Source organism: Pseudomonas putida (assembly GCA_041879295.1).
GTDB classification, from domain to species: Bacteria; Pseudomonadota; Gammaproteobacteria; order Pseudomonadales; family Pseudomonadaceae; genus Aquipseudomonas; species Aquipseudomonas putida_Y.
Window position 1 is genome coordinate 2,455,195 of the sequence record CP047152.1, and the last position, 21,068, is coordinate 2,476,262.

Annotated in this window: 28 protein-coding genes; 16 read left to right on the forward strand and 12 right to left on the reverse strand. The window is 60.8% G+C overall.

Going from position 1 to position 21,068, the window contains the following annotated elements; genetic code table 11:
* The first annotated feature begins 18 nt into the window (after nt 1-18).
* The 10 genes from GST84_11045 to GST84_11090 all read left to right on the forward strand — a co-directional run bounded on the left by GST84_11045 (nt 19) and on the right by GST84_11090 (nt 7,780).
* Nucleotides 19-276, forward strand: coding sequence for a hypothetical protein (locus tag GST84_11045; GenBank protein ID XGB12878.1), 258 nt, complete (start codon nt 19-21; stop codon nt 274-276).
* Between the two features lie 65 nt (nt 277-341).
* On the forward strand, nt 342-584 hold the full coding sequence (locus tag GST84_11050) for a hypothetical protein (GenBank protein ID XGB12879.1): 243 nt from the start codon (nt 342-344) through the stop codon (nt 582-584).
* Entirely contained in the window at nt 581-1,378 is a 798-nt protein-coding gene (gene xth / locus GST84_11055; GenBank protein ID XGB12880.1) for an exodeoxyribonuclease III, read from the forward strand. Before GST84_11050 ends, xth begins: the two co-directional genes overlap by 4 nt.
* A gap of 116 nt (nt 1,379-1,494) precedes the next feature.
* A complete protein-coding gene (locus GST84_11060; GenBank protein ID XGB12881.1) occupies nt 1,495-2,175 on the forward strand; it encodes a thermostable hemolysin in 681 nt (226 codons plus the stop codon).
* Nucleotides 2,165-3,634, forward strand: a complete 1,470-nt coding sequence (locus GST84_11065) for an AMP-binding protein (GenBank protein XGB12882.1) — start codon at nt 2,165-2,167, stop codon at nt 3,632-3,634. The genes GST84_11060 and GST84_11065 overlap by 11 nt, the downstream gene beginning before the upstream one ends.
* A gap of 8 nt (nt 3,635-3,642) precedes the next feature.
* Complete coding sequence (locus GST84_11070; protein XGB12883.1) at nt 3,643-4,323, forward strand: biliverdin-producing heme oxygenase; 681 nt, start codon at nt 3,643-3,645, stop codon at nt 4,321-4,323.
* The gene (locus tag GST84_11075; GenBank protein XGB12884.1) at nt 4,310-5,116 is read left to right on the forward strand and encodes an SDR family oxidoreductase; all 807 of its coding nucleotides are present in this window, start codon (nt 4,310-4,312) and stop codon (nt 5,114-5,116) included. Before GST84_11070 ends, GST84_11075 begins: the two co-directional genes overlap by 14 nt.
* Nucleotides 5,113-5,754, forward strand: coding sequence for a hypothetical protein (locus GST84_11080; protein ID XGB12885.1), 642 nt, complete (start codon nt 5,113-5,115; stop codon nt 5,752-5,754). Before GST84_11075 ends, GST84_11080 begins: the two co-directional genes overlap by 4 nt.
* A 2-nt stretch (nt 5,755-5,756) precedes the next feature.
* Complete coding sequence (locus GST84_11085) at nt 5,757-6,419, forward strand: response regulator (protein XGB12886.1); 663 nt, start codon at nt 5,757-5,759, stop codon at nt 6,417-6,419.
* Nucleotides 6,416-7,780 carry a two-component sensor histidine kinase gene (locus GST84_11090; protein ID XGB12887.1) on the forward strand — a complete coding sequence of 455 codons (1,365 nt, stop codon included), beginning with the start codon at nt 6,416-6,418 and terminating at the stop codon, nt 7,778-7,780. The genes GST84_11085 and GST84_11090 overlap by 4 nt, the downstream gene beginning before the upstream one ends.
* Before the next feature lie 12 nt (nt 7,781-7,792).
* Here GST84_11090 and arsH read toward each other — a convergent pair whose 3' ends face one another.
* The 4 genes from arsH to GST84_11110 are packed head-to-tail and all read right to left on the reverse strand — an operon-like array spanning nt 7,793 to nt 10,659.
* A complete protein-coding gene (arsH, locus tag GST84_11095) occupies nt 7,793-8,494 on the reverse strand; it encodes an arsenical resistance protein ArsH (GenBank protein XGB12888.1) in 702 nt (233 codons plus the stop codon).
* Between the two features lie 13 nt (nt 8,495-8,507).
* The gene (locus GST84_11100) at nt 8,508-8,978 is read right to left on the reverse strand and encodes an arsenate reductase ArsC (GenBank protein ID XGB12889.1); all 471 of its coding nucleotides are present in this window, start codon (nt 8,976-8,978) and stop codon (nt 8,508-8,510) included.
* 28 nt (nt 8,979-9,006) lie between these two features.
* A complete protein-coding gene (gene arsB / locus GST84_11105) occupies nt 9,007-10,290 on the reverse strand; it encodes an arsenical efflux pump membrane protein ArsB (protein ID XGB12890.1) in 1,284 nt (427 codons plus the stop codon).
* 21 nt (nt 10,291-10,311) lie between these two features.
* Entirely contained in the window at nt 10,312-10,659 is a 348-nt protein-coding gene (locus tag GST84_11110) for a metalloregulator ArsR/SmtB family transcription factor (GenBank protein XGB12891.1), read from the reverse strand.
* Nucleotides 10,660-10,873: 214 nt separating this feature from the next.
* Here GST84_11110 and GST84_11115 point away from each other — a divergent pair, with 214 nt between their 5' ends.
* Nucleotides 10,874-11,047 (forward strand): hypothetical protein, encoded by a 174-nt coding sequence (locus GST84_11115; protein XGB12892.1) that lies wholly within the window; start codon nt 10,874-10,876, stop codon nt 11,045-11,047.
* A gap of 119 nt (nt 11,048-11,166) precedes the next feature.
* Here the strand turns inward: GST84_11115 and GST84_11120 are convergent, their stop codons facing one another.
* Together GST84_11120 and GST84_11125 are read right to left on the reverse strand one after the other, a co-directional pair.
* On the reverse strand, nt 11,167-12,174 hold the full coding sequence (locus GST84_11120) for a zinc-binding alcohol dehydrogenase family protein (GenBank protein ID XGB12893.1): 1,008 nt from the start codon (nt 12,172-12,174) through the stop codon (nt 11,167-11,169).
* Between the two features lie 151 nt (nt 12,175-12,325).
* A complete protein-coding gene (locus GST84_11125; protein XGB12894.1) occupies nt 12,326-13,123 on the reverse strand; it encodes an SDR family NAD(P)-dependent oxidoreductase in 798 nt (265 codons plus the stop codon).
* 109 nt (nt 13,124-13,232) lie between these two features.
* On the opposite strand from GST84_11125, the gene GST84_11130 reads away from it, so the two are divergent.
* Nucleotides 13,233-14,174 carry a helix-turn-helix domain-containing protein gene (locus GST84_11130; protein ID XGB12895.1) on the forward strand — a complete coding sequence of 314 codons (942 nt, stop codon included), beginning with the start codon at nt 13,233-13,235 and terminating at the stop codon, nt 14,172-14,174.
* A gap of 325 nt (nt 14,175-14,499) precedes the next feature.
* Here the strand turns inward: GST84_11130 and GST84_11135 are convergent, their stop codons facing one another.
* Together GST84_11135 and GST84_11140 are read right to left on the reverse strand one after the other, a co-directional pair.
* A complete protein-coding gene (locus GST84_11135; protein XGB12896.1) occupies nt 14,500-14,964 on the reverse strand; it encodes a hemerythrin domain-containing protein in 465 nt (154 codons plus the stop codon).
* A gap of 169 nt (nt 14,965-15,133) precedes the next feature.
* The gene (locus GST84_11140) at nt 15,134-15,991 is read right to left on the reverse strand and encodes a glucose 1-dehydrogenase (protein ID XGB12897.1); all 858 of its coding nucleotides are present in this window, start codon (nt 15,989-15,991) and stop codon (nt 15,134-15,136) included.
* Nucleotides 15,992-16,184: 193 nt separating this feature from the next.
* Here GST84_11140 and GST84_11145 point away from each other — a divergent pair, with 193 nt between their 5' ends.
* Nucleotides 16,185-16,709, forward strand: a complete 525-nt coding sequence (locus GST84_11145; GenBank protein XGB12898.1) for a hypothetical protein — start codon at nt 16,185-16,187, stop codon at nt 16,707-16,709.
* Nucleotides 16,710-16,759: 50 nt separating this feature from the next.
* Here the strand turns inward: GST84_11145 and GST84_11150 are convergent, their stop codons facing one another.
* From GST84_11150 to GST84_11165, 4 genes are all read right to left on the reverse strand, one after another.
* Nucleotides 16,760-17,305 carry a DJ-1/PfpI/YhbO family deglycase/protease gene (locus GST84_11150; protein ID XGB12899.1) on the reverse strand — a complete coding sequence of 182 codons (546 nt, stop codon included), beginning with the start codon at nt 17,303-17,305 and terminating at the stop codon, nt 16,760-16,762.
* Between the two features lie 92 nt (nt 17,306-17,397).
* Nucleotides 17,398-18,090: a DUF421 domain-containing protein gene (locus GST84_11155; protein ID XGB12900.1), complete on the reverse strand. Its 693-nt coding sequence runs from the start codon at nt 18,088-18,090 to the stop codon at nt 17,398-17,400.
* A 95-nt stretch (nt 18,091-18,185) separates the two neighbouring features.
* Entirely contained in the window at nt 18,186-18,956 is a 771-nt protein-coding gene (locus tag GST84_11160; protein ID XGB12901.1) for an SDR family NAD(P)-dependent oxidoreductase, read from the reverse strand.
* Between the two features lie 78 nt (nt 18,957-19,034).
* Nucleotides 19,035-19,526, reverse strand: coding sequence for a DUF1543 domain-containing protein (locus GST84_11165; GenBank protein ID XGB12902.1), 492 nt, complete (start codon nt 19,524-19,526; stop codon nt 19,035-19,037).
* 159 nt (nt 19,527-19,685) lie between these two features.
* Between GST84_11165 and GST84_11170 the strand changes: the two genes are divergently transcribed.
* The 3 genes from GST84_11170 to GST84_11180 are packed head-to-tail and all read left to right on the forward strand — an operon-like array spanning nt 19,686 to nt 21,063.
* Nucleotides 19,686-20,222, forward strand: coding sequence for a hypothetical protein (locus GST84_11170; protein ID XGB12903.1), 537 nt, complete (start codon nt 19,686-19,688; stop codon nt 20,220-20,222).
* Nucleotides 20,223-20,224: 2 nt separating this feature from the next.
* Entirely contained in the window at nt 20,225-20,761 is a 537-nt protein-coding gene (locus GST84_11175) for a DUF3833 family protein (protein ID XGB12904.1), read from the forward strand.
* Nucleotides 20,758-21,063 carry a metal ABC transporter ATPase gene (locus GST84_11180; GenBank protein XGB12905.1) on the forward strand — a complete coding sequence of 102 codons (306 nt, stop codon included), beginning with the start codon at nt 20,758-20,760 and terminating at the stop codon, nt 21,061-21,063. Before GST84_11175 ends, GST84_11180 begins: the two co-directional genes overlap by 4 nt.
* Nucleotides 21,064-21,068: the final 5 nt, after the last annotated feature.

Consider the following 21,068-nt stretch of genomic DNA (forward strand, 5'->3'; position numbering starts at 1 on the left):
TCCAAAGAGGGTGCTGCAATGGCGACTATCGACACCGAGAACCTTGCAAAGGGGCTGCAGCAGGTTGAAGCCTGCTGGCAGGCGTATACCTTGTCACAGCGGCTTGTCGAAGGCCTTGAGGGCATCGACCTGAGCAGTGCCATTGAAACCGCCAACCGCGATTTCACAAGGTTTCAGAACCAGTGCCAGCTTTTTTATGCCGAAGTGCGCAAGAGGGCAGCCGATGCGGACAAACTGGAGAGCGACATGGCACTGTATCCCCATTACTTTCAGTGACACCTGATTGAACGTCGCGCTGTGCCCGGGTTCTGACAAGCAAAGGGTACGGCGAGGACGCTTTCATGAGCATCGAACGCAACATTCCCGAGCTTGAAGCCTGGTACGCCCAGTACGACGACATCAGTTACCGGCGCGAGTCACCGGATGCCTACCACCATGAACTGCTCCGCACTGCCGAGGCCCTGCGCGACGACGGTGCCATCGACTGGGACGACTGGTTGGCGCTCAAGGCGCTGGCCGATGAAGCGCATATCCGCGCGCTGGAAGATGCCGTGCAGGCCCATGTGAGCGACCCGGACGCATGAAAGCGCTGAAGATTGCCACCTTCAACATCAATGGCATCCGCAGCCGTCTGCCGGCGCTCTTGGCCTGGCTGGAGCGGGAGCAACCTGACATCGCCTGCCTGCAGGAGCTGAAGGCGGCCGATCAGCAGTTCCCTCGTGCGGAGCTTGAGGCGGCAGGCTATGGCAGCCTTCATCATGGGCAACCGTCATGGAACGGCGTGGCCATTCTGGTGCGGGGCAGCGATCCGCTTGAGGTTCGCCGCGGCTTGCCCGGCATGGAAGAGGACGGCCAGAGCCGCTATCTGGAAGCTGCGGCACACGGGGTATTGGTCGCGTGCCTCTACCTGCCGAACGGCAACCCGCAGCCCGGGCCCAAGTTCGATTACAAGCTGCACTGGTTCGAATGCCTGATCAAGCATGCACGCAGCCTCTATGAAAGTGGCCACCCCACGCTGCTGGCAGGGGATTTCAATGTCGTGCCCACTGACATGGACATCTATAACCCGCGTTCCTGGATGAAGGACGCATTGCTGCAACCTGAGTCGCGAGCGTGTTACCAACGACTGCTTGACCAGGGCTGGCTCGATGCCATACGCCATCTGTACCCGGACGAGCGTGTCTACACCTTCTGGGACTATTTCCGTAACCACTGGGCGCGCAATGCCGGGTTGCGAATCGATCATCTGTTGCTCAACCCCGAGCTTGCGCCTTATCTGAAACGGGCGGGTGTCGATGCGTGGGTGCGTAACGAGGCCAAGGCCAGCGACCATGCACCCGTCTGGATCGAGCTGGGTACGCGTCGTGCTCGGTCATAGTCAATCCAGCACATGAACGAATGCCTGGCTGATGCGCTTCGACGGTAGTCGACTTCAGATTGCATTCAGATTCGGCCCTGATAATTCCCTCCGTCGCACCCAGGCGGGGAAATTTCATGACTCAATCTCATCAATGGCACAGTTTGCTTCCGTTACCCATCGGTAGCCATGCCGATCATCAGGCGCATCTTTCTCTTCACCTCAGCGACGATCAAGGGCGCGGCGAGCTGGAGCACTTCATACACGAGCGCTTTGCCAGCGTGCACCAGGCGGATGTGCAGCATTACCTGCCGGAACTGCTTGCCTTGCAGGGTAGCCACGGTCGCCTGATCGCGGCGGCAGGCATGCGACCGGCCAGCGAAGGGCCGCTCTTCCTTGAGCGGTATCTGGACGAGCCTCTGGAATCTGCTGTTTCACGGGTAACCGGTGCCTCACCGGATCGCAACTGCATGGTAGAAGTAGGCAACCTGGCCTCGCTCAGCGCCGGCAGCGCTCGAATAATGATCATCGCCGTGACGTGGTTGCTGGCCATGCGCGGTTTGGAGTGGGTGGCATTCACGGGCGCCGCGACACTGTTCAACAGTTTCCGGCGACTGGGGCTGGTGCCCACTGTTCTGGCCTCAGCGGATCCTGCTCGCATGCAGGGCCAAGTGGACCAGTGGGGGACCTACTACGACCAGCGACCACAGGTATTTGCCGGCAACATAGGCTTTGGCTTCGATGCCCTGAAACAGGCGGGCATGTTCGAGCGGCTTGGGTTTCCCATGTTAGCCCTGGAGACCGGCCATGCGGCATGAACTGACTGCCTTTCAGGCACTGTTGCGCCAGCACGCCGTGGAACATCCTGACGCCGTGGCCGTCCAGGGAGATGCGCAGCGTTACACCTACCAGCAACTGCTTGACGAAGTCGAATCTCGCGCGGCCAGCCTGCGCAACCAACCTGCGGGAACCTTCGCCGTGGTGCTGGATAACGGGCCCGAAGCGCTATTCTGGGATCTGGCGGCGCTGTTCGCTGAACGTGCCAGTGTGATAGTGCCGTCGTTTTTCAGCGCAGCCCAGTTCCAGCACTGCTTGCAGCAAAGCGGAGTGACGGCGGTCGTGTGCGAGGCGCAGTGGGCTGATCAGCTCACTGCGCTTGGCTTTGACCAGCAGGCACCAGCGAATGTCTGGCTGCGTGACAGTGTTGCCGCCCCGGCGCTGCCTGAGGGCACTGCCAAGATCACTTACACCTCCGGTAGCACCGGCACGCCCAAAGGCGTGTGCCTGAGCGCTGAAATCATGCTGCGTGTGGCGCATGAGCTGGAGGCCGCCAGCCGCCCAGCCGAGCCGCAGCGATACCTGGCGGTACTGCCACTGGGGGTTTTGCTGGAAAACCTGGGCGTCTACGCCGCGCTCATGGCTGGCGCTTGTGTGCAGCTCTACCCGCAGCAGCAGTTGGGGATGGGAGGGGCAAGCCAGGTCGACTTCAAGCGCCTGCTGGGCGCAATCGCCCTCAGTGGTGCGCAGAGCCTGATCCTGGTGCCGCAGCTGCTGATGGGGTTGGTGACAGCGATCGAGCGTGGCCTGATGCGGGTCGGCCCACTGCGTTTGGTGGCGGTAGGCGGTGCTCGGGTATCGCCAAGCCTGCTCGCGCGGGCCGAGGCGGTCGGTTTGCCAGTGTTCGAAGGTTACGGCTTGTCCGAGTGCGCCTCGGTAGTGGCGCTCAATCGCACAGGGGCTGTACGCCCGGGGAGCGTTGGCAAGCCGTTGCCGCATGTGCAGGTGCGCATCGCCGAGGATGGCGAAGTTCTGGTGGCCGGCTCGATATTGCTGGGCTACCTGGGAGAGCCGCCTGTAACCGGGCAGTGGTGGGCAACAGGCGATGTAGGCCACCTCGATGAGGAGGGCTACCTGTATCTGGATGGCCGCAAGAAGCACCAGTTCATTACCAGCTTCGGGCGCAACGTCAACCCGGAGTGGGTGGAAGCCGAGCTGAGCCAAAGTGGCGTGATCGCCCAGGCTTTCGTGCATGGCGAAGCCCTGCCAAACAACCTTGCCTTGCTCTGGCCCCTGGATCCCGGCATCAGCGACGAGGCCATCGAACAGGCCGTACAGCAATGCAACGCGCGGTTGCCCGATTACGCCCGGGTACACGCCTGGCGCCGTTTACCTGTGCCTCTGAGCACGCTTGACGAAACCTTGACTGCCAATGGCCGCCCGCGACGTGAGGCGATCTTGCAGCGTTACCACACCCTGTTATCCGACATCTCGTTGTGAGGTTCACAATGTCCTTTTTCGACACCCTGCAAGTACAAACCGCCCAAGAGCGTCAGGCGCTGTTCGCCGTACCGGTGATCCGCGAGGCCCTGGCCGGCCAGGTCAGCCTGGACAGCTACGTCGCGTTCCTGACTCAGGCTTATTACCATGTGCGCCATACCGTGCCGCTGATGATGGCCTGTGGGGCACGATTGCCGCTACGGCTGGAGTGGCTGCGCGGCGCGGTCTGCGAATACATCGAGGAGGAATACGGCCACGAACAGTGGATCCTCAACGACATCAAAGCGTGCGGCGGTGACTGGGAGGCCGTGCGCGATGGCCAGCCGGTGCAATCCATCGAGCTGATGGTTGCCTACCTGTACGACTTGATCGCACGCGGCAACCCGGTCGGGTTGTTCGGCATGGTCAACGTGCTCGAAGGCACCAGCATCGCCCTGGCCACCCAGGCGGCGGGCGTCATCCAGAACACATTGGCACTGCCAGACCAGGCGTTCAGCTACCTTAGCTCGCACGGTGCGCTCGATCAGGACCACATGGTGACCTACAAACAGTTGATGGACCGTCTCGACGATGCCGGTGACCAGCAGGCCGTCCTCCACGCGGCCAAGGTCGTCTACCGCTTGTATACCGAGATGTTCCAGGGCTTGCCGCGTGCCGGGCAGCAAGAGGTGCACCATGCGTTTGGCTGAGTCCGTGGTGATCCTCACCGGCGCCAGTGGGGGCATAGGCCTGGAGTTGGCTGAACAGCTCTGCGCTGCCGGTGCCCAGGTGTTGGCGGTCAGCCGGCATATGGGCAAGCTGGCTGGCCTGATGAACCGGTACCCCGACCGGCTGCGCTGGCAGGAAGCCGACCTGCGCAGCCAGTCAGGGCGCGAACACGTCATCGAGCGGGCACGCGAGATGGGGGCTGTCAATGTGCTGATCAACGCGGCTGGCGTGAATCGCTTCGCTCTGCTCGACCAGCTGGATGAGCATGCGCTGGACGAGCTATTGGACATCAATCTGAAGGCGCCTTTGCAACTGACACGCGCCTGCCTGCCGTTGCTGCGCGCTCAGCCCAAGGCGTTGGTGGTCAATGTCGGGTCAACCTATGGCTCGATCGGCTACCCCGGCTACGCCACCTACTGCGCCAGCAAGTTTGCGCTGCGTGGTTTTTCGGAAGCGCTGCGCCGCGAGTTGGCCGATACCACGGTGAACGTGCTGTATGCCGCCCCACGGGCAACCCGTACAACGATGAACAGCAGCGCCGCGACTGCGCTCAATCAAGCGCTGAAAGTTGGCATGGACGACCCTGCGGACGTCGCTCGTGCTGTGCTTCAGGCGGTGCAATCCGAGCGCACCGAGCTTTATCTGGGGTGGCCGGAAAAGCTCTTCGTGCGTATCAACGGCATGTTGCCGGGCATGGTCGATCGCGCACTGCGCAAGCAACTGCCTGTCATTCGCCGCTATATCGGCAGCCATTCCAAGGAGTCGAACAAATGAAGCGTCTGTTCATTGCCAGCTTGCTGGCATTCGCACCCTTCACCTGGGCTTTGGACCAGGCAGGCAGCCAGCGCCTGAGCGATTTGCAGCAGCGCTGGGCGCAGATTCAGTACCAAATGCCCAAGGACAAGCGTGCCGACGCCTTCGAAAAGCTGGCAGGCGATGCAGCAACATTTGTTCATCAGTATCCCGGCACACCTGAACCCTTGATCTGGGAGGGCATCATCAACAGCAGTTGGGCGGGGGCGACGGGTGGCCTCAGTGCACTGGGCAAGGTCAAGGCGGCGAAAGCCAGCCTGGAGCAGGCCATGAAGCTGGAGCCCAACGCGCTGCAAGGTTCGGCCTACACCAGCCTGGGTACGCTGTATGATCAGGTGCCAGGCTGGCCTATCGGTTTCGGTGATACCGAAATGGCCGACAAGATGCTGCGCAAAGCCTTGCAGATCAACCCCAACGGTATCGACAGCAACTATTTCTGGGCTGATCATCTGTATCGGCAGAAGCGCTACCCTGAAGCTACCGCAGCCCTGCAGAAAGCCTTGCAGGCACCGCCCCGGCCGGGGCGTGAGTTGGCTGACCAGGGCCGGCGTGCCGATATCGATGCTTTACTCAAGGCCATCAAGGACAAACAGGACTGAACATGCGGCTGTTGCTGGTTGAGGATGACATTGCACTGGGGGAGGGGATTTGCGACGGCTTACGCCAGGAGGGGTACACCCTCGACTGGTTGTGTGACGGTGTCAGTGGCTTGCATGCGCTGCAACACGAGACCTTCGACCTGCTGATCCTGGATCTTGGATTGCCCCGTATGGATGGCATCGAGCTACTCAGGCGATTACGCGCAGGCGGCGACAGCTTGCCGGTGCTGATCCTCACCGCGCGGGATGCTCTCGATGATCGCATTGCCGGCCTGGATGCCGGCGCCGATGATTACCTGGTCAAGCCTTTCGACCTCAACGAGCTCAAGGCGCGCTTGCGCGCCTTGCTGCGGCGCAGCGTAGGGCGCGCCAAGGTGCTGATCGAGCATGCCGGGGTCAGCCTGGACCCGGCCACCCAGCAAGTGCACTACAATGGCGTCGAAGTTGTGCTCACCCCCAAAGAGTATGTGCTGCTGCATGAGTTGCTGGCACATCCCGGCAAGGTATTCACGCGTGAACGCCTGACTCAACTGCTGTATGGCTGGGATGAAGAGCCGGAGAGCAACACGCTGGAGGTGAACATCTACCACCTGCGCAAGAAGCTGTTCAACGGCCTGATTCGCACGGTGCGCGGCATTGGCTATCTGGTCGAGGTCAAGGCATGAGCTCGCTACGCCAGCGTACGCTGTGGCGTGTGATGCTCTTGCTGCTACTCGGCACCGGCCTGCTTGCGCTCTATAACTACCATGACAGCAGCCACGAAATTAACGAGGTGTATGACGCGCATCTCGCCCAGAATGCGCGTTTGCTGCAAGGCGTCATGAGCATGCCGGTACAAGAGGGCTCGCGTGAGGCGCTGTATCAGGCCTTCAACGATGCCTTGGGCAAAGCGGGGCGGCACCAGGTGGGCCACCCTTACGAAAGCAAGCTGGCGTTCCAGGTCTGGGGTGAAGGCATGGCATTGCTGGTACATACACCCAGTGCGCCGTCAATTGACCCACCACCCACTGCTCCAGGGTTCTACGACTTTTCCAGTGGTGGTGAACAATGGCGCGGTTTCGTTTTGCCGGTGCCGGAAAAACACTGGCTTATCTGGGTGGGTGAGCGTGATGATGTGCGCTACGACCTGATCGACCGCATCGTTCGCCACACGCTGTTCCCGTTCCTGCTTGGCAGCCTGGCATTGGCACTGCTGGTGTGGGCTGCGATCGGCTGGGGGCTACGGCCACTGCAGAACATGGCCAATGTCATCCGCAGGCGCCATGCCGATTCGCTGGAGCCGCTGCAACTGGTACCGCTTCCCACTGAACTGGAGCCCATGCAGGCGGCCATCAATCGCCTGCTGGCGCAAATCGACGATCTGCTGCGACGTGAACATCGCTTCATTGCCGATGCTGCCCACGAAATGCGTACGCCTCTGGCCGTACTGCGGCTGCACGCGCAGAACGCGCTGGCCGCCAGCAATGATGCCGAGCGCGAGAAAGCCTTGGGCTTTCTTGTGGGCGGGGTCGATAGGCTGACACGGGTGGTCAACCAGTTGCTGACATTGGCCCGCGTTGAGCCAAAACTGGGGCAGCGAGCCAGCACCCGGGTCGACCTTGCCGAAGTCGTCACCGAAACCCTGGCTGAACTGGCGCCATGGATACTGGACCGTGGCCTGGAACCCTCGCTGGACATCGACGAAGGGGACCACCACCTGCAGATCGACGCTGGCGCGCTGGGCATTGCGCTACAGAACCTTGTGTCCAACGCGGTAGAACACTCACCGCCTGGTGGGCGCATAGCCGTGTCACTGCGGCGCCTGGACAGCAGCGTCGAACTGGTCGTCGAGGATGAAGGGACGGGTATCGATGAGGAGAGCCTGTCCCGTGTATTCGAACGCTTTTATAGCCGCAATAGCCCAAATGGTGCTGGCCTCGGGCTCTCCATCGTCGCTACCATCATCGGCCGCATGGGTGGGCAGGTACGTCTTGAAAACAGATCGGCTGGCGGGCTGGCCGCTACCCTGTCGTTTCCACTGTCTTGAACCGAGGTTGCTTCAGATTGATCGCTGATTGACCCGCTCAGATAGCTGCTCGGCGCTTTCCTTGCGTTCTGAATATCGGTCCACCAGGAATGCCTGACGGTCGCGTAGCAGGACGGTGAACTTCACCAGCTCCTCCATGACATCAACCACCCGATCGTAGTAGGGCGATGGCTTCATCCGTCCGGCGTCGTCGAACTCCAGATAAGCCTTGGGAACCGAAGACTGGTTCGGGATGGTGAACATCCGCATCCAGCGGCCCAGCACGCGCAACTGGTTGACCACGTTGAACGACTGCGAGCCGCCGCACACCTGCATCACGGCCAGGGTCTTGCCTTGGGTGGGACGCAGCGCACCCAGCGCCAAGGGAATCCAGTCAATCTGTGCCTTGAACACCGCCGACATCGCCCCATGGCGCTCCGGCGAGCACCACACCTGGCCTTCTGACCACTGCACCAGGTCACGCAGCTCCTGCACTTTGGGATGCTCTACGGGTACTTCGTCAGGCAGCGGCAGGCCCGACGGGTCGAAGGTGCGGGTTTCGGCACCGAGGTGCTCCAGTAGGCGTGCGGCTTCTTCTACCAGCAAGCGACTGAAGGAGCGTTCTCGGGTAGACCCGTACAGCAGCAGGATACGTGGTTTGTGTTCGCTGGTCGGGGTTGCCGAAGGTGGCAGGTCGAACAGCGTGAGGTCGAGGTTAGGCAGTTGCTCGGACATGTATTTTTCCTGTTCAAAGCGAGCCGATGCGATCCAGCGCGTGCTTGAGCTGCGCGCGGTCGAGTTGATCGAACGGCAGTGCGAAGAAGGCCTGGCAGCGAGATTCGATGCGGGCCAGTGTGGCCCGGAACGCCGCATCGACCGAAGCTTCGTCACCCACGACATCGGACGGGTCTTCCAGCCCCCAATGCGACTTCAGCGCAGGGCCGAAATACACCGGGCAGGCTTCGCCCGCGGCCTTGTCGCAGACGGTGATGACGATGTCAGGCGGGTTGCCCTCGAACGCATCGTTGCCTTTGCTGCTCAGGCCCTTGGTCGAGATATTGGCTTGCTGCAACGTGCTCAGGCTGCGTGGCAACACCTGGCCCTTGGGGAAGCTGCCAGAGCTGACCGCCTCGAAACCGGGCGGTGCCAGGTGGTTGAACATTGCTTCGGAAAGGATGCTGCGGCAGCTGTTGGCCGTGCACATGAACAGGACTCGCATGGAGGGCTCCTCCGCTGGGTGGCGAACGTCAGAGGCTCAGGCGCAGTGCCAGAGCAGAAAGGGTGATCAGCAAAACCGGTACCGTGAGCAGCAGGCCGACCTTGAAGTAGTAACCCCAGGTGATGCGCATGCCTTTACGCGCCAGCACATGCAGCCAAAGCAGCGTGGCGAGGCTGCCGATCGGGGTGATTTTCGGGCCAAGGTCGCAGCCGATGACATTGGCGTAGATCATCGCCTCACGTACCAGGCCCTCTGCGCCGCTGGCCTGGATCGACAATGCGCCGATCAGCACGCTGGGCATGTTGTTCATGACTGAGGACAGCAGCGCGGAGATCAACCCGGTGCCAATGGCCGCGCTCCACAGTCCCTGCCCGGCAAGCCAGTCCAGCAGATGGGTGAGCATGTCCGTAAGGCCGGCGTTCTTCAGGCCGTACACCACCAGGTACATGCCCAGAGAAAAGATCACCACCTGCCACGGCGCTTCCCGCAGCACGCGACGGGTTGAGATGCGGTGACCACGAGCGGCCACGGCAAAGAGGATTGCGGCGCAGACGGCGGCCACCGCACTGATCGGGATGCCCAGAGGTTCCAGTACGAACAGGCCTGCAAGCAACACCAGCAGCACCCACCAACCGACTTTGAAGGTGGCGTGGTCATGAATTGCCTCGCTCGGCGCCTTCAGCGCATCGAGCGCGTACTGCTTGGGGATATCACGACGGAAAAACAGAAAAAGCACCAGCAGGGTGGTCGCCACGCTGGCGATATTCACCGGCACCATCACCGATGCGTATTCGGCGAAGCCCAGGCCGAAGTAGTCGGCGGAGACGATGTTGACCAGGTTGGAAACCACCAGCGGCAGGCTTGCCGTGTCGGCAATGAAGCCTGCTGCCATGACAAAGGCCAGTGTCGCAGCAGGTGAGAAGCGCAGCGCGAGCAGCATCGACATGACGATGGGGGTGAGGATCAGCGCCGCACCGTCGTTGGCGAACAGGGCCGATACAGCGGCGCCGAGCAGTACGCAGAAGGCGAACAGGCGGTAGCCACCGCCGTTTGCCCAGCGCGCCACATGCAATGCGGCCCATTCGAAGAAACCTGCCTCATCCAGCAGCAAGCTGATGATGATGATCGCGATGAACGTGGCGGTGGCGTTCCAGACAATGGCCCATACGACAGGGATGTCATGCAGCGAAACCACGCCTGTAGCCAGGGCAATGAGGGCGCCTAGCGCGGCGCTCCAGCCAACCCCGAGCCCCTTGGGCTGCCAGATGACCAATATGAGGGTGAATACGAAGACAGCAATGGCGGGCAGCATGAATATCTCGCTTGGTGATGATCAGCAGCAGGCCGAATCACGAACGGGGCGGCCGTCCATGTTCTTCAGCCGAAGGGCGTTGTCTGCCAGCCATTGCGAATTGGCTTGCAAGGTGACCTGCAGCATCTCGTGAACCCAGGAAGGCAGCTCCGGATTCAAGCGGTAATACACCCACTGGCCCTGACGGCGGTCCAGCAGCATGCCATTGCTGCGCAGTTGTGCCAGGTGGCGACTGATCTTGGGCTGGCTGTCGTCCAGCGCGCACATCAGTTCGCAGACGCACAGTTCGCCCAGGCTGGCGATAAGCAGGGTGGCGCGAGCGCGGGTTTCGTCAGAGAGGCTCTTGAAGACATCGGGCGGGGTGATCATGGGTGTGCCTGCACATATGGAAAGCCGAATATACGTATTACCATATGTTCAGGCAAGCATTCTTGGGCGTGGGCGCATGCAGCCCAGCATGGCCATGGCCCCTCCCGTCGACAAAAGCAGGGTTTTGGCAGGCTTCAGGCCCTGATGGCAATGCAGGGTGTATAGTGCCTGCTCGGGTGACTGTCGTTCAGTGGCTCATAACCGAGATGCCAACATGTCCCAGACGTACCCCAACGCCGCCCAAAAAGCCCATGTGCGCATCTGCGAGCAGGTCGAGGCCTTCCTTCAGCATGGCGGCCGCATTCAGCAGGTAGCGATCGGTGTCACCGGTTACTCTGAAGGTGTCTCCAGGGCGCAATGGAAAAAAGGGCGCACTGCAAAGCCTTGAGAATGCCGGCAGCCGCCGTGAAACGTTCCTTTCAGGTAATGGTTCACGGCTTGTGCATTCGCGAAGCGGAGTACGGGGTGGTCATGAAAGCTGAGCCTTGCCTCGGAACCGGAACGCTATCAGAAGCCTTCCAGAACAATCTTGCCGCGTGCTTTCCCGCTCTCGATCAAGGCGTGAGCGCGTTTGAGGTGCTCGGCGTTGATGGTGCCGTAGTGCTCGCCGAGGGTAGTCTTGAGCACCCCATCATCGACCAGCTGTGAAATGCGATCGAGTAGTTGATGCTGCTTGATCATGTCCTCGGTCTGGTACAGCGAACGGGTGAACATGAGCTCCCAGTGCAGGGAAAGGGATTTGCGCTTGAGCGGCATGACATCCAGTTGCGCCGGGTCGTCGATCAGCGCGAGCTTGCCTTGTGGACGAAGCACTTCGACCAGTTGGGGGAGGTAGGTGTCGGTATGGGTCAGGCTGATCACATGATCGACCGGGTCCAACTTGAGCGCTTCCAGTTGATGGGGGATCGGTTTGGTGTGATCGATGACATGATGCGCCCCCAGCTCCTTGACCCAGGCTTGGGTTTCAGGCCTTGAAGCGGTGCCGATGACAACCAGCTGTGTGAGTTTGCTGGCGAGCTGGACCAGGATCGAGCCCACCCCGCCGGCGGCTCCGATCACCAGAAGGCTTTGGCCCTGGCCCCCGTTTTCCTCAATACCCAGGCGGTCGAACAGTAGCTCCCATGCGGTGATGGAAGTAAGGGGCAGGGCTGCGGCACTGGCGTTGTCCAGGTTGCGGGGTTTGTGTCCGACGATACGCTCGTCCACCACATGGCGCTCGCTGTAGCTGCCAGCACGGTCGATGGCACCGGCGTAGAAAACCTCATCGCCAGGTTGGAACAACGTGACCTCTGACCCAACCTCGCGAACAACGCCAACCGCATCCCAGCCGAGAACCTGTGGTTGCTCACCGCCGCGGCTCGCGCGGATTTTCGTGTCGACCGGGTTGACAGCAATGGCCTTTACCTCGACCAGCAGATCCCGGGCTCCCGGCTTGGGTTCGGGCAACTGCGCGTCATACAACGACTGCGGGTCCTGGATCGGCAAACCGGGTTGGGTGTAAACGACAGCCTTCATTGGCGCAACCTCTTGGGTAGGGGAAAAGTGAGCTCAGGCTAGTCGTTTCGATTAAGGCGATAAACTGGCCAAATAGCGCAAGACTTTCTCTCCTTCAGTGAAAATGGTGTGAGGCGCTTGTTACCAAGCGTAAGCGCCTCACGCGCAACCGTCAGCTGGCGCTGTACCGCGGTGCAAGCTGGTTGCTGGACAATTGGCCGAACAAGGCCTTGCGGGCAGCTTCGTATTGGTCGAAGGCTTGCAGATCTTGCATTGACGGCAAGGAGATCAGCACCCCGTTGTCGAAGTCCTGCAGCGCACCGTCCACCAAGTCCTGGGCCGACATCACGATGCCGGGATCGAGGTTTTCGACCGGTAAGCCGCCGATTTGCCAGAAGTCAGTGGCGGTGGCCCCGGGCAGTACCGCCTGCACCTGCACCCCCTTGCCTGCCAGCTCCTTGTTCAAGGAGTGGGTGAACGCAGTGACGTACGCCTTGCTGCCGCCGTAGACGCCGTTGAGCAGTTCTGGCGCCAGGCTGACGATGGACGAGATATTGATGATCGCCCCTCGCTCACGCGCCACAAAGCCAGGTACAGCCGCATAGGTCAGGCGGGTGAGGGCGGTCACGTTCAGGCTGATCATTTCGGCCATGCGCTCGACATCGCTTTCCAGCAGGCTGGTATGGGTGCCGATGCCGGCGTTGTTCACCAGCATGCTGATGCTGGCATCTTCGCGCAGTTTGCGTTCTACCTTGGCAAGGTCATCTGTATTGGCCAGGTCGGCCGGGAACACTTCCACATTCTGCCGGGTTTCGGTGGTGAGCCGGCCCGCCAATGCGTTAAGGCGTTCCCGGTTGCGGGCCACCAGTACCAAGTCATAACCGCGGCGTGCCAACTGCTCTGCGTAGAGCGAACCGATGCCGGTGGAAGCGCCGGTGACAAGCGCGGTGCCTTTGAATGCCTGTGCCATGGTGATACTCCGTTGCTTTGAGTGGGTGGAGCCATGATGCAGAAGACGGTTATTGTCTTAAAGGACGTATATGGTAGTGTTTCAGGACATTGCTAAGTGGGGTTCAACCATGCACCGGGTTGGCTATTTGTTAACCGAAGGCTTTCAGATCATGTCCCTGGCAACGCAAACCGTGTTCGAGTTTGCCAACATCGTCGCCGGCAAAGCGGTTTACAGGCTCGAGAACTTTTCTGTCGGTGGCGGCACGGTGCGCTCCTCGTTGGGGATGTCTGTCGAGACGCTGCCTTTGGCCGCCCCTGGTCTGGCTGACACCTGGATGGTGACGGGTACGCTGACGCCGTTGACACCGCCTGGTGAAGAGGTGCTGGCCAGCGTGCGGGGCTTCGTCGACGCTGCGCGGCGCACTGCGGGTCTTTGCACCGGCTGTTTCGTACTGGCACAGGCCGGGGTGCTGGATGGGCGGCGTGCTACAACCCACTGGGCCTACGCGAACAAGTTGCGTGAGTTGCACCCGAAAATCGACGTCGAGGAAGACCGGATCTTCATCCTCGATGGGTCGATATGGACGTCCGCCGGCATGACCGCCGCCCTGGACATGGCCCTGGGCATGGTGGAAAAGGATCTGGGCAACGAGATAGCCAGGTCGGTGGCGCACAAGATGGTCATGCATCAACGCCGTTCTGGTGGGCAGTCGCAACACTCCGAACTGTTGTCGCTGTCGCCCAGGACTGACCGTATCCAGAGCGCGCTGGATTACGCGCGCGGTCACCTCAGCCGCCCATTGAGCGTGGAAGAGCTGGCCCAGGTGGCGCACCTGAGCCCTCGGCAGTTCACCCGTGTATTCACTGCCGAGACCGGGCAATCACCCGCCAAGGCCATCGAGGGCCTGCGGCTCGAGGCTGCCCGGCTGATGATCGAGCAGAGCCGGCACAGCCTGGAGGTGGTGGCCAAGGAAACCGGGTTCAGGGACCGCCGGCACATGCGCGAGGTGTTCATCCGTGGGTTTGGCGTCCCTCCTCAGGCGGTGCGAAGGGATGCTCGGCAAGTGTGACCTGCGCTTTCGTTGAAGCGCTTTTATTCTTGCGCCATCCCCTCAGGTTCATGACGCACAACACAAGCTGCAGCACAATCAAAGCCCAGGCCTGGGCATGCCACCCCCAGACTGACCACAGTATGTTGCTGGCGATAAAACAGCAGAAGCCCACCATGCGCCGTCCTGGACGGTGCGACCCGATACACCAGGCTGCCACCACCGTGACCAGCATGGCCGGCCACTCCAGCAAGTCGATCCAGCTCTCCATCGAAGCGAGTCCCAAACATTAATCCATTGCGCCAGGCCGGGTCGATCGTGCCCGACCTGGCCTGGCGCCTTTGATTCACGCGGCCCGTTGCTCACCCTTCAGTAGTTTTTTCTGGGCTTGCATGGCGAGCCCCAGCTCGTCCAGTTGGTCTTTTCCGAGCAGCTTTTTCGCGGTGGGAAAGAGCTCTTCTTCCTCTTCCTCGATGTGATGCTCAAGCAGCTCCTTCATCACCTTGACCCGACCGGCGAATTCAAGGGTGCCTGTTTGCGTATGTAGCAGATCGGGCAGCACCAGGGCGTCGACAGTCCGGTGTTCTTCCTTGGCTTCGTAATACATCTTGGCTTCCTCTTTACCACCGGCTTTCTTGATTGCCGGGTAGAGAATGTCCTCCTCCAGAGCGGTGTGGATCTGCAGTTCCTGCTCGATGCGATGCAGCAGTTCGGCGCGCTTCTTTACGGCACGCTCTGTGGTCGCACTGAGCTCTTCCAACAGCTTCTTGACCAATTTATGGTCTTGAACCAGCAGGTCGATAGCATTCATGGTGTCACCTCGTCGCGGGCGAATGAAAAATGGCTTGCATGGAGTTGAGTGGCAGTGGGCGGCAGGGTTCAATGGCGATGACGTCTGGCAGGGTGCGCTTCAGGGGCGGGGCTTGATACCGCTCTGCCAGAGGCACCGAGGCCCGCGTCAGCAGGCCCCGGCAGCACGTTCACAGAATAGGTTTGCCCCCTGTCACGGCGTAGCGCGAACCCGAGATGTAGCTGGCTTCATCGGACCCCAGCAAGACATAGATTGGCGCCACCTCGACAGGTTGACCCGGCCGCCCCATCGGGTAACCGGAACCGAAATTTCTCACCGCCTCATCAGGCATGGTGGCCGGTATCAGCGGTGTCCAGATCGGGCCGGGCGCGACGCTATTGACGCGAATGCCCTGCTTGCCCAGCAATTGCGCAAGGCCAGCAGTGAAATTGGCAATGGCCCCTTTGGTGGCCGCATAGGCCAACAAGCTGGGTGACGGGTCGTCAGAGTTGACCGAGCTGGTGTTGATGATCGAGCCGCCTTTTGGCATCGAGGGCAAAGCGCGTTGGCAAATGCGGAAAATGGCGGTGATGTTGGTATCGAAGGTCTTTACCCATTCATCGTCGTCAATGTCGTCCAGGCTTTCATGGGCCATCTGGAACGCGGCATTGTTGACCAGGATATCGATGCGACCAAACTGCGCCACGGTCTTGTCGACGATGTCATGGCAATGCTGTTTCTGTGCCAGGTCGCCGGGCAGCAGCAGGCACTGGCGGCCAGCCGCTTTGACCCAGCGCGCTGTTTCCTGCGCATCTTCGTGTTCATTCAGATAGGCAATGGCTACGTCAGCGCCTTCCCGGGCATAGGCAATCGCTACCGCACGGCCGATGCCGCTGTCAGCACCAGTTATCAAAGCAATCTTGCCTTCGAGGCGATTGTTGCCGGTGTAGCTCTGCTCGCCACAGTCCGGATACGGCTCCATCCTGCGCTGGGAACCTGGAACGCTTTGCGGTTGGGAGGCGAATGGAGGGGTAGGGTAGTCGCTCATGCTGGAAGCTCCTGCAGGTTGAAACGCTCATTTCCGTTCGAAAGGCGCGGCAAGCCAGTGTTGAAGTGGATCTTCGTGCTGAGCGACGAGCGGTTGATGCACCCACTTCCAGTGAATTTTTACCAACCGCATGGCTCTACCGCTGACGGGGCTTGCTGGCATGGGTGAGGCCCACGTTATCAAGGAGTCTGCAGTGCCTCGAATCATCACGCCTTCCACGCCGGAACATGAGATCGACCAGACGAATGAAAGGATGTTCGGTACGCCCAAGGAGCGGCTGGATTTCTATCGGCGCGAAATTCAGTATGAGACCACCATCCTGGCCAACCGCACTGACGCTTATCTTGCTGCCCAGTCGTTCCTGGTGATCGCCTACGTGTCATCAATGGGCAACCTGAACCCAGGCTGGGGCGAGATGTTCACCTTGATGGTGCCGGCTTTTCTCGCACTGCTCGGTGTGCTCAGTACACTGAACGCCTGGCCTGGCATCCGCGCGGCCTTCCGGATTATCGAGCACTGGCAGATGAAGCAGAGCCACCTGCTGCGCAGCGAGCCGATGATGGGCCTGGCCTATGACGAGTCGCCGCTGTTCTGCGAGGCCGAGACCTCTCAGGCAGGGCACCGTAAATCGCTGCTGTTTTCCTTGCGCACGCCCTGGATTTTCCTGTGCTTCTGGGTTTTGCTGGGCAGCTATTCGGTTTTCATCCAGCTGGCGTGATCAGCGCGAGCTGGTCGGTGCCATGGGCGACCAGCACGCGCTGAAGAGAATCAGGCCCAGCCTGCCAATGCCTTGATCAACTGCTCATTGAAGGCGGGGATATCATCCGGCTGGCGGCTGGTGATGAGGTTGCCATCGACCACCACTTGTTCATCCAGCCACGTACCGCCCGCATTACGAATGTCATCTTGCAAGGTTTTGTAGCTGGTCATTCGCTTGCCTTTGGCCAACCCGCTCGATATCAGCAACCACGCGCCATGGCAGATGACCGCCAGCGGCTTGCCGGCCGCATCGTGGCTTTTAACCAGCTTCTGCGCGCCGGGAATCAAGCGAATCGTGTCCGAATTCTGCACACCGCCGGGCAGCACCAGGGCATCGTAGAGGTCAAGCTGCGCACTGTCGAAAGTCGCATCCACGCTGAACGCGTCGGCAGGTTCGTCATGGTTCCAGCCACGTACCGTGCCTTCTTTCTCGCTCAGGATATCGACCACTGCGCCGCTGTTTTCCAGCGCTTCACGCGGGCCGGTCAGTTCCACCTGTTCAAAGCCATCGGTGACCAGAAAGGCCACGCGCTTGCCGTTCAATTGTGCACTCATCATTCTCTCCTCGTGCTGATAGGCCTTTCATAAGGGCCTGCAAACAGCGAGCAAAGTTCCTGCTCGATGCTTGGCGGTATGGGGAGAACAGGCTAACGGTTGCGCACGGTATCCAATGCAGGCGACCAGACCGTATGACCGCAACGTGAACACGCCAGGGTGTCGTGAGGCTCATGGTAGGCCGGAAAACCGCAGTTCACGCAGCAATGCAACCCGGCGCCGGGCGGTGATCTGTACTCTGGGCGATGCTCGAACGGCAGCACTGAGAGGCCTGGACGTGTGTCTTGCTGATCGTAGAAATACAAACTGAGATCACCATCGGTTTCCAGAAGGCCCAGTCGAACCTGGCCCAGGTGCTCGACACCTTGCTGGCGTAGCTCCATGAACAGCTCATTCGGTGAAATGTTCATGTGACGCAGCGAATGGATTTCGTACATGCCATCTTTCACTACCGTGACTGGCAGCCCGTCGATCCAGGCCTCGCAGGTTCTGTTTCGCCTCATGAGGTAGACCGTTCCTCGGTAAAGCATGAACAGTGTGAGGAAAACCAAGGCCACCGGCAGCAGCGGTACATCTTCATAAAAGGTTACATCGCCGGCCGCTGAGCCTAGAGTGAGAATGACCACGAGCTCGAACCGGGACAGCTGTCTGATACCGCGCCGACCACTGAACTTCAGAAAAAAGAACACGGCCAGGAAGGCCGCTGAAACACGAACAGCAACTTCCAGCAGAAAGGTAAAAGGGAAGTCGCCTATCAGCATCCGTTGCAGATCAAACGAAACCATTCGTTTCACCCTTCCTTCTGCCGTTGTCAGATAAAGGGTTGACCCCTCTCGCTCAGAGCTGGTTCATCGACTTTGCCTGGAACTCTCCGCGCGCGTCACCAGGGAATCGGCGTGCCATCCCACGCCCAGAACGTTCCGCTCTGCGCCGGGCCGTGACGGCTCACAAGTGCCAGGATGCAGGTGGCGGCAAACGCGGGCGAGAACAGTTTGTCTGGCGCCACGTTGCCCTGAAAGGGTCGGGAAAGCTGGGTGTCGGTGGTGCCGGGATGCAATGCAAGTACCGTTGACGCGGGGTTCAGTCGCTTCAGCTCTATGCTTGCAGTGCGCAGAAGCTGGTTGAGCGCGGCTTTGCTGGCACGGTAGCTGTACCAGCCCCCCAAATGATTGTCGCCGATCGACCCGACCCGCGCCGACAAGGCGACGAAGGCCATCGGTTGCCGACGCAGCAGCGGCAGCAAATGCTTGAGCAGCAGAACAGGGGCGAAACAGTTGGTGGTGAAACTGCTCAGCAACCCCGCCATATCAAGCTGGTTCAGCGCTTTTTCAGCCCGTGCCGGGCCTTCTTGCAGCACGCCAAGCGTGCTGAAGACCAGGTTCAGCTGGTCGCAGCAGGCGCCAACCTGTGCTGCCAGAGTGTGCAGTGCCTGCTCGGATCGGGCGTCGCAGTCGAGGCGAACCAACCGTCGTCCGTGCTCTGTGAACAAGGTATCCAGCGCAGGGCTGGTGGTGGCTCGTCGCGAAACGGCGAACACCAGCCCGATGTCATCGCGCGCCAGCAACTGCGTGCACAATGCCAGGCCAATCCCTTCACTGGCCCCGCAGACCAGCACGTTGGCGGGTGTGTGAAGGTCGTTTATCAGGCTCATCGGAGTGTCCTCTTGGCTGGGCGCTGGCGCCTCGTCCTGTGATGGCTGCCAACGTTCTTGCACCTGGCAGGGGTGAGCTCACAGCAGGATATAGTCGCTGTACTGCCGTAAGCCGTCATGGGGCCCTTCGATCAAGTGCACGTAACGGTCGTTCACCCAGTCGATCGGCAGGCAATCGTCGACGTCCAGTACCGCGTCGGTATGCGGCTTGAGCCAGTCTGCCTGCAGGCGCTGTTTGCCCAGTTGCCTGGCCTCGGCCTTGTCCTTCGCCACCACTAGCAGGTAGCGGTGTGCCTCGCCAAACACCCTGGGCTCGTAGCCGCCAAGGTTGATGAAGAACAGCCTGGGATCGTGTGGGCCAGGCGCTACCTGGCTGAACGCGACGCGGTAGCGGTCAATACCGTCGACTTCCATCCATGCGTCGATGTGCAGGCCCGTTCGGCTCCCGAACCAGGCTTGGCGCAGATGTGGGTAGGCCTGTTCAAGTGAGTCCGCCTGCGCGAACACCACGTCGTGGACCTCGATATTGGCCCGTGGGTGGCGTCCACCGAGCATGACGACGTACAGCATGAGCAATTCCTTCTATCTCGACGTTCATGGTTTTTCGATAACGGAGCGCGAGGCTTGCAGAAATGTGCATGCCAGGCATTAAATTCTGTACATTTCCCATCAAATATCTGTACAAGTGTCTACTATTGTATAGTATTTCTCGAAGTGCTCGAGGTCAGAATGGCGCACCCTGCACGTTGGACCTGTTTGTGCCTGCTGCTAGCCGCCATGTCGTCGGCGGCAGACTGGCGAGCGGAGCTGCCTGCGGCGCAACGGCTGGGCGCCGGTGATTTCACCTGGTTTGGCCTGCGGCTGTACACCGCCCGGTTATGGGCAGTTGGCCCGGTTCAGGGCTGGAACCAGCCGTTCGCCCTTGAACTGCTCTATCACCGGTCATTGTCCAGGGACACGCTGGTCAAGGCCAGCCTCGAGGAAATGCAACGCCTGGATGGCGGCAGCATGACGGCACAGCAACGCGCGGCATGGACCAGGGCGATAGAGCAGGCATTCGTGGACGTGAGCCCTGGCATGCGCATCACGGGCTTGTACCTGCCGGGGAAGGGTTGCCGCTTTTACGTCGACGGCAAACTGAGCCACGCGATCAACGATCCGGTGTTCGCCCGGGCCTTCTTCGCCATCTGGCTCGACCCGCGGGCCAGAGACCCCCAATTGCGTCAGCGGCTGCTTGGGCTGGCTGGCGATGACCGAGGAGCCTGAACATGTACAAAGCGCTGTTGCTGGCTGCCTGCCTGCTTCTGGGCAGTTGTGGCAATGTCGGTGTCGAGCACTATGCCCAGGAGCAGCCGAAGCTGGACCTGGCGGCGTTCTTCTCGCGCCCGGTTCAGGCGTGGGGGATGTTCCAGAAGCGTTCCGGGGAGGTGGTCAAGCGCTTCCATGTGCGCATCGACAGCCGCCGCGAGGGTGAGCGGCTGATCCTCGACGAACATTTTCTCTATAGCGATGGTACGCGCCAGCAGCGGACCTGGACGCTGGTGCCGGACGGCCCCGGGCGCTGGCGGGGAACAGCGGGGGACGTGATCGGCGAGGCGCGTGGCGAAGTGGCGGGCAACGCGCTGCGATGGCGTTACCAACTGGACCTGCCGGTCGATGGGCGGCACTGGCAGGTAGACCTGGACGACTGGATGTACCTCATGGATGACGACACCCTGATCAACCGCTCGAGCATGAGCAAACTGGGTGTGGAGATTGGCCAGATAACCTTGTTCTTCCGCCGCCTGCCAGAGGGCACACCATGAACCTGAACGCGCTGACCCAGCTGGTTTCGACCGGCGAAGCCAAGGAACTTGAACTGCTGTCGCTGGAGGGGGGCTTCTACCTCCTGCGTGCCCTGACCGACGCCGGCCCCGTGACATTGAGCGATGCCCAGGGGCAGCCCGTGCGCGTGCGCTCCACGACCGAACTGCGGCAGTTGCTGGCCGACCTGCCGCCGGTGCCGTGCATGCTGGTGCAGCAGGTGGTGCACGATGAGATGTGCGGGCAGCGCGACGGCCCCATCGCGCCGCTGCGCGTACCGGTAACGCTCACCAGCCAGTGGTAGCCCGG